Origin of the sequence: Amphibacillus indicireducens, from assembly GCF_039539605.1 — a bacterium.
Taxonomy (GTDB): domain Bacteria; phylum Bacillota; class Bacilli; order Bacillales; family Amphibacillaceae; genus Amphibacillus; species Amphibacillus indicireducens.
The window spans coordinates 1-5,294 of sequence record NZ_BAABDL010000106.1; the positions used below are offsets into that span (position 1 = coordinate 1).

General features: G+C 35.6%; 2 protein-coding genes. Both read right to left on the reverse strand.

Features of this window, described 5'->3' with window-relative positions; translation table 11 throughout:
* Positions 1 to 245: 245 nt before the first annotated feature.
* The gene (locus tag ABD814_RS09780; RefSeq protein ID WP_344912673.1) at positions 246 to 3,704 is read right to left on the reverse strand and encodes a hypothetical protein; all 3,459 of its coding nucleotides are present in this window, start codon (positions 3,702 to 3,704) and stop codon (positions 246 to 248) included.
* Positions 3,705 to 3,967: 263 nt separating this feature from the next.
* The gene (locus tag ABD814_RS09785) at positions 3,968 to 4,849 is read right to left on the reverse strand and encodes a hypothetical protein (RefSeq protein WP_344912675.1); all 882 of its coding nucleotides are present in this window, start codon (positions 4,847 to 4,849) and stop codon (positions 3,968 to 3,970) included.
* Positions 4,850 to 5,294: the final 445 nt, after the last annotated feature.

Below are 5,294 nucleotides of genomic sequence, written 5' to 3' on the forward strand. Positions count from 1 at the left end.
GGGATTAAAATTGATTATTCCCACTCTAAGACAGACTATTTTAGAAGAATAGTATTTGTTCAGTAGACACTAAGTAAGTATCAAAAAGTCCACACTTGGTAATCAAGAATGGACTTTTTGATACTTCAATTAAGATATTATTTTGTAATTGTTCAAATAGATATTTTAAATTGGTTCTTTGGAAAGTATACCGACGATTCAAATGTAGACATTTCATATGTTCATTTCACTCATAATTCTGCGCCTTAAGCTAATCTACTTTCATCTAGATAGACATAAATCATATCGATGTTGTGGTCACGTCTAAAGATCTCCTCGCTCGTCTTAGCATCTAAAGTGTAGCTATCATACGTTCTTTCATTCCCCGATACATCATAGACAACAAGCTTTTCTTGATCGCTTAGAATGTAGACGATTGGAACAGTGAGCATTGTGAAACCTAACGAATTTTTCGGTAGTTTAATCGTTTCTGTTGCTCTTGGATGAATTCGTTTTGCCAAATGCCAATGTTGTTCTGACGTTAAAAATTCATCTTTAGCTAAGAGTACAGGTTTAAATTGCAAACAATTTTTGGTAACCTTCACACCTAGTTCACCGAAACGTGACAGGATGTCCTCTTTTACTTGTCCCGTCATACCTGGTTGTTGAACACCAGAAAATGCAGGTGTGTGTGAATAGGCTTCTGTCGGAAAAGCACCATATTCGGCAGGAGTTTTCTCAACACCAATACCTGCTTTAATATCGTGGTAGTAAGTCATGAGTATTTTTGCGTCTTCAGTCATACCTTCTTTGCTATATACATCATTAAAAATCTCTTCGGTTGCAAGTAGCAGTTTTGAAACCATGTGCCAATATATACTACCTAAGCCTTCATACTTATAAAATGTACCTGAGCGCCCAGTAAAGGCGTGGTGATTAAATAATTCTGTAAATAAATCTACTACAGCCTGAATGTCTGATTCATCGTAGCATGCTAAGTCCACTAAAGCTTCCCTGATATCTTCACCATTTCTAAATCGACCATTAAAGTGGTAGCGACCATAAACGTCTTGTTCAATAATACGTGTTTGGTTATGATTAAGTTCTTCTTGTAAAATAACTGACCGTTTTACATCTGATGCTGGAATGATGTTTTTCTCAAGAAACTTCGGTAGTTCACGATTTGGATATAACATGAAACTATCTTGATCTTCACGATAGATTGCACTCTCTTTGAGTGATGCTAATACGTGAATCGCTTCTTTTTTGTCTAATGCTTTTGAGCTTAAAACAGCCACTTGACCTTCTAACATTTCATAGAGATATGAGACATTACAACTATCCTCATGAAAACGAATCAGGTTATAGGAATGATAAAGTCCATCTTTTCGTTTATTCTTTTCAATTGTGTCCGTTAAGTGATTCAAGGATATACTGATAAATTCCTGTAGTGACGTAATAGCCAGTTCTACTTTTTCTCCACTAAAACCATCTTGATAGATTGTATGGCGATAAGTTGCTCCGATTTCACCTAATGCTTTTACGATCATAAAGCGTGTCTGATCACAGATTGGTTGACCGAGGTCTTGTTGATGGTGACGTAACACTTCAAGCGTGTCATCAAACATCTGCTTCACTTCAACAGAAACTTTTACGCTGTCTGACGTGAATTCTTTAACAAGTTGCTCCAGATAAACTTGATAGCGATGCAAGTAGTATAGTGTTACCATCGATAAACCATTACCTACTAGTGCGTTATTCGCATCATTCCACTCTGGTCGTTGGGTGTTCATCCAAATACCGCCTTCTGGTACGTAATTTGAAAATTTCACAAGTAGTGTGACGAGAAGTTTTTCCATTAAATTAACATGGTACACCTTATCCTCACTGAACACTAATTTTCCATCAGAACCAAGTCTTGCGGTTCTTTCGTTAATGATCTGTTCTTTCTGGTCATCATAGACAATGCTATTCTGTGGATCATTGACTAATTCAGTGAATCCTTTAATACGGTAAGGGACATGAGCATAAGCATAAATCTCTTTTTCTAATAAGGAATGCAATTTCTTTGGGTTATATGCTTTTGATAATTCAAGTAACTTTAAGAGATAGATAATTTGGTGGTCTCCCCAATAACCAATATTTGACCATGGATCATCTGGATCAAGCGTTTCCCAATCAATGCCGTCTTTAGTGATCCGGTATGGGTTATAGCCATCAGCTGTGGAGGCGTTGACGAATTTTGCAATAATACTTTCAATGAAAGCAGGATACGAAACAGATAGTGCTTCCCAATTTTGAAAGATATCTCGCCAATTACCTTCAAAGTTTAATGCTTTTGTGCCATCTTCCTTTATGACTTCAATGTTAAACTTATTCCATGGCCGACTTGGATCACCGTGCCTGCGACTAAATGTGAGTGGTAGGTATTCAAATGTTAATCGTTCTAAGTCCGAATTGTTTCGGTTTTTCGCTAAGATTAATAAATCATTATAATGCAATGTCTCTGGTAGACTTTTTAAGAAAGCTTGCTCGTTATTATAAACCGTTTGATTCCAATTTAAAACAAATTCAGTAAAGTCTGATTTATCAATTATGTAGCCATCCGCATAAATACCACCTCGCATAATGTTATACAATGTATTTGAGAAGTGGCGGAAACTCATTTTTTTGTTTGCGGTAAACTGATAACCGTCTGCGTTAAATACAAGTTGTCGTAAATTTTCTCCACCGAGAGTAATGTCCTGTTCAACTTTACCCATGATATCAGGGTTTTCTGTAAGTTCTTTTTTTAATTTTTCAACATCAGCAGCGCTTTGGTTTAATTCAGCAACAATGTGCCAATGTTTTTTTGCATGCGCTTCTAAGTGGACTGTATCTGTGACATAGTAAGCGCCCCGGCGTCCTTTGACATCGGTTTCTGTCTGAATGGATGTATGTTGTAATAGTACTTTAATTTGTTGTTCTGATAATAGATACTTTGGATTATCAAAGCCGTTAGACCAGACAGTTGTTGCTTTAAGTGATTCACTTGGCTCTGCTTTATCTGTAATAATTGAGCTCAATGTATAAATGCCTAAACCAATATCTTCCAGTAATTCACTGCGTTTATACCCGTCTACTAGTGTGCTTCTTGTGGTTTGAAGCAATGTATTTACCCCGTAAGGTAAAATGTTTCTAATTCCATCTAACACATGAACAGAAATTAACTGATCAGTCGTATTTGTAAGAGTTGATTCTTTTACAAATCCAAAAGCCTCGCTTGTTTTTAATGTGTAACTGAAGCTGAGACCTAAGTCATTGTTTATTTCTTCAAAGATAAGTTTATCTCCTGTCGTGTTCTTATAGAGGTTTCTCGTCATTTGATACACAGTGCCTAACTTTTCGGAAAATGGTTTCCAAAGATAGGCTTTATCCTCTTTTGTTACGATTAAGGTCGTATCTGATCCTGTAGTTTCTGAGCTATCATGAATTTTATCATCGGTATCATATGGAAATAAGGCAGATTCAGCATTTTTTCGCCCTGCTGTTAATCCTCCTGTACTTGATACAAATAGCCAGTGATCGGTATCACTAACAATTGTCATGAAAAATGGTGCTATCTGATCATAATTCCCCATTTTAAAGTAAGTTTCATTGTTGAGTGTAACTAACTCTAACGAAACCGCTTTCGATTTTAGATGCAAAAAATTATTCCCTAAGTACAAATCTTGTAGAATCCCCATTTAGATTTCCTTTCTCTAATAAAATTAACTAACTGCTATCATTTCTATTTATAAGGTGCATAAGCTAAAGAGCAAACGAACCTTGATTAAAATTTCTATCACAACAATACCCAAACCGCTTTCGTAAATGGGCGTATTAATTATAAATCATTTGATATAATAATTCAACACTTTAGTAGTGAAGATGATGGAAAATACCCAAAAAACGGTTGAATTATGGTCTTGCTCAGCTTAATTTTATTTACATATCGATTAGTTTAACGTTATCTTGATGATTCTTTTTGATAGAATTGATAGCAACGTTCCCACATTTGTGTCTCACCTGGTGCTAAATCAATATTTACAAAAACTTCCGGACTAACGACATGAGCACGTCCCCATAAAGCCATCTTAGCTGGTTCAAACGCATTTAACTCTCTAACTCCGGCACGTACCGTCTGATGATAAAGATCCCAATGATATTTTTCACTCGTTAGACTCTGATCCAGATCAATATGTGCATAGAAATCACCTTTTGGTCTAACTGGCCATGTTAGTTGTTGATTAGTTTTTTTGATTGTACCAACTGTTACATCTAAATGACGCATATTTGGTAATGTAAGTTGATAATTTTCATTCACTATTTGATTATTAATCCCAATAAAGTTATGTGAATATTCATTTGTTTTAAATGCTAATGTACCAATATTTTTGAGCGTGTAGCTAATCGTGAGCTTGTTATGATCAAGTGCGATCTTTTTAAGCAAACGATATCCGTAACCATGTAAACTTTCTGTCGCTGAATCAAACGTCAAGGTCTGACCTGTTTTATTTACTTTAACATCAATTGGTGTCACATCATATTTATAAAAAAAGTCATAAGCACTGTCTTCTTTTTTAGTCAGTAAACCAACACCGATTTTGGGAAACTGTTCGCCAACTTCTACCTCATCATAGCCTAATGGTGTATCGATTCCGAACTCATTACTTAGTCCGATTCCACCTGTACCTGCTTCTGATTCCAAACGTTCTGGCACACAATAAGTCACACGCTTATCTAAGGTGACTTGGGTAACAAATCCAGTCCAATCAAATCTGGGTCCCCTATACACCTCACCAGGTGCTGCCACCTCAACTTTTAAACGATTATTTTCTAATACGTACACAACTGATCCCTCCCTATAATTATTCATGAACGTCATCTTACCATATTAAGTGTTTCAATACATGTGATCAAATTTTTAAAGACTTGGAGTGTTTTCTCAAGCACTACATGTCACTTTTACAATCATCCATTGCACGCTGGCCATGTTCATATTTAGCGATATCTACTTAATATTTAATCTGTGCTCAGCAATATTCTAATTGACACGTCTTGTATTTAGCGACATAATAACAATAAATAACAGATCGATGATATTTGATAATAGTAAGGAGCCTTCAATGAAAAAAATCTATGTTATTTTGATAGCAATACAAAAGTTGTTTGATGATACTTGTCATATGGCAGACGTGCAGGTGTGTCAATTACTTTCATTCGTTAGTTTTGCAGCTACTTTCTGAAAGGTAAGTTTGAGAAGCTTTGATACAGTAAATTGTATCACTATTTTT

Coding starts and splice junctions, on each gene's coding strand:
- ABD814_RS09780 (WP_344912673.1), bottom strand. CDS start 3,704: ATGGGGATTCTACAAGATTTGTACTTAGGGAATAATTTTTTGCATCTA.